This window comes from Mesorhizobium sp. P2_F8, from assembly GCF_056403655.1.
The window spans coordinates 1-2,531 of record NZ_JBFUFB010000073.1 but is presented as its reverse complement, the minus strand read 5'-3'; the positions used below and the strand labels follow the sequence as shown (position 1 = coordinate 2,531).

Annotated in this window: 3 protein-coding genes; 2 read left to right on the top strand and 1 reads right to left on the bottom strand. The window is 63.5% G+C overall.

Annotated elements, in window-relative coordinates:
- Nucleotides 1–339: 339 nt before the first annotated feature.
- On the bottom strand, nt 340–1,257 hold the full coding sequence (locus AC1DZP_RS35850; protein WP_477309037.1) for a LysR family transcriptional regulator: 918 nt from the start codon (nt 1,255–1,257) through the stop codon (nt 340–342).
- A 131-nt stretch (nt 1,258–1,388) separates the two neighbouring features.
- On the opposite strand from AC1DZP_RS35850, the gene AC1DZP_RS35845 reads away from it, so the two are divergent.
- Complete coding sequence (locus tag AC1DZP_RS35845; RefSeq protein ID WP_477309035.1) at nt 1,389–2,036, top strand: DsbA family protein; 648 nt, start codon at nt 1,389–1,391, stop codon at nt 2,034–2,036.
- A 40-nt stretch (nt 2,037–2,076) separates the two neighbouring features.
- Nucleotides 2,077–2,531 (top strand): NAD(P)-dependent oxidoreductase (locus AC1DZP_RS35840; protein ID WP_477309033.1); only part of this gene is annotated, 455 nt, incomplete at its 3' end.

Sequence of the window (2,531 nt, the reverse complement as noted above, 5' to 3'; positions counted from 1 at the left end):
CGTCAGGCTCATAACCTGAAGGTCACAGGTTCAAATCCTGTCCCCGCAACCAAATTAAAACAGCCCGGCCAAGCCCGGGCTGTTTTTGTATCTGGCCGACCGTGGCCGTGGATTCGAACCCCTCAGGGCCCCGCAAGGAACCAAGCCGACGCAGCAGGACAAATAAGACAAAGCCTGTTCCAGCAACCAAACGCCCGCCTGGCCAAAAGCCGGCGGGCGTTGCGCTTTGGGAGCGCCTTGCCGTCGATTCTCCCATCAATGTAAGTTGTCTCTGACGTTTCCATGCGACGGAAATTGCCCAGCTGTTGCAGCGTCGTGCAACAGATCGCCCTATTGGCGTCACGCCACGGTGCGGCCGCGCGATCGGCTTTTCTCGGCCGCCGCGAGCAAGTCGACGAAGGCGCGCACCTTGGCGGGCCGGAACCGGGCCGGCGGAAAGACGGCATGGATGCCGCCGGTGGGCAAGCTCCAGTCGGAAAACACCGGCACCAGCCGTCCCCCGGAAATGTCGTCGCTGACGCTGTAGTCGGGAAATACGCCCAGTCCGATGCCGGCGAGCACGCAGGCATGGGCGGCGGGGCTCTTGTCGCACATGATGATCGGATTGAGTTCGGTCAGCACGGTTTCACCATCCCTGGAAAACAACCATTGGCCGATGCCGCGCAGCTGGGCGTTGCCGACCCAGGCCAGCGATCTTGCCTGGCGCGGGCTGACGTCGGGCGGCAGGCTTGCCGCGAAAGCGGGGCTCGCCACCACGGTCTGCCGTATCGTGCCCAGGCGGCGCGCCTGGTTGGAGGAATCGGCAAGCCAGCCGACGCGGATGCCGAGATCGATCTGCTCGTCCACCAGATTGCTCACCGCGTCGTCGAAGATCGCCTCGACGCGCATATGCGGATAGGCCTTCAGATAGGCGGCCATGACCGGGGCCACCACCTTGGTGCCATAGTCGAGCGGCGCGGTTAGCCTCAGCGTCCCGCTCGGCTCGACCGCTCCGTGCGAGATTTCGCCATAGGCCGCCTCTGCCTCCCGCAGGATGATCATCGCGCGATCATAGAAGAGGCGACCTTCTTCGGTTGGCGTGACGCGCCGTGTGGTGCGCTGAAGCAGCGTTGCGCCCAGTTCCTCCTCGAGCTTGCCGATCTGGTGACTGACGACGGCCTTGGCGACACCAAGCCGGTCAGCCGCTGCGGTGAACGAGCCGGTTTCCATCACCGTGGTGAAGTAGGCGAGCCGATTGAGGTTCAGAAGTTCGGCCAAAGCGACAGCCTTTTTGTCTGATCAGATCAGACAGTTTGTATTATTGACCGCCGTTTATCGCAAGGCCGCCGCCTGTCATGGATGCGCCAACACATTCGACCGGTCGGGTGGCCGGTCTTTCCGCACCAAGGATGGCAGCGATCGTGAGCAATTCAGAAGTGACCTACCTCTTCGATCCGCTCTGCGGCTGGTGCTATGGCGCCACCCCGATGTTGGACAGGCTGTCGGCCGGCGGCGTGTGCGTCGAGCTGCTGCCGACCGGCTTGTTCTCGGGTGCCGGCGTGCGTCCCATGGATGAAGGTTTTGCCGCCCACGCCTGGGCGAACGATCAGCGCATCGAGCGGCTCACCGGACAGAAGTTCACGCAGGCCTATCAACACAACGTCCTCAATGTCCGGGGCACCTTGCTGGACTCCCACGCCGCCACACTCGGCATCAGTGCTGCCGGCCTGGTAGATCCCGGCCGTAGACTTTTCGCGCTGAAGACGATCCAGCGAGCGCGCTATGTCGACGGCCGCGATATCGTGACGATCGACGGCGTTGCCCAGGTGCTCGCCACCGCGGGCATGAGGGACGCTAGCGACCTGCTGAAGGCGCCGACGGAAGAGCTGATGACGGCCCACCGCGAGTTGGTCGGCCGTGGCCGCGCGCTGTTCCTGCGCCTGCATGCCGATGGCGTGCCCGCTCTGGCGGTCATGCGCAACGACGCGCCCCGGCTCATCGGTTCGAATGCATTGTTCGGCAGCTTCGACAATCTCGTCGCCCACATCGCGGCGTGATCCATCCATCAGCAATCTCCAACAAGGAAACGGAAAAGACATGGCAAAAGTCGCTCTCATCGGCGCATCAGGCGCTGTCGGTTCGCGCCTTCTCAGGGAACTCTCCGATCGCGGCCACACCGTCACTGGCATCGCCCGTAACCCGGAAAGGATCGCGGCGCTGCCGGGTGTGACAGCCAGGAAGGGCGATGTCTTCGACAAGGAAGGTCTCGCCAACCTGATCCGCGGCCATGATGTGGTGATCAGCGCCGTGCATTTTCTGGACAGTGATGCCGACGCGCTGATCGCTGCCGTGCGCGCCTCCGGCGTGAAGCGCTATCTCATTGTCGGCGGTGCCGGCAGTCTCGAAGTCGCGCCTGGCAAGCGTCTGGTCGATACGCCGGAATTCCCAGCGATCTACAAGGCTGAAGCGCAGAAGGGCGCCGACTTCCTGGACAGGCTGAAGACCGTCGGTGACCTCGACTGGACGTTCCTGTCGCCGACGTTCCTGTCGCC